Consider the following 238-nt stretch of genomic DNA (forward strand, 5'->3'; position numbering starts at 1 on the left):
ATGATATCTGTGCCAACTGCCGTTATGACGTGAAATTTAACACTAACAGAAATGAAGGTCTACCTTTATTTGAAGAGTTCAAAAGCTATAATACTGAAACGTGGAGTAAAATAGCTAATGATAAAGGATTTATCAAACAATTTGAAAGCTACTTGAACACAGAAGGTATCGAAAAAATAGAAGATTTAGCTTATGTGATTAACGGTAATAAAGCTAATATAAATGAGGTAAAACAAGC

General features: G+C 31.1%; 1 pseudogene. It reads left to right on the forward strand.

From position 1 onward, the window contains the following. Positions 1 to 238, forward strand: a pseudogene (locus tag HMPREF9078_RS11980) (hypothetical protein); the annotation flags it as partial.

Origin of the sequence: Capnocytophaga sp. oral taxon 380 str. F0488, from assembly GCF_000318255.2 — a bacterium.
Taxonomy (GTDB): Bacteria; Bacteroidota; Bacteroidia; order Flavobacteriales; family Flavobacteriaceae; genus Capnocytophaga; species Capnocytophaga ochracea.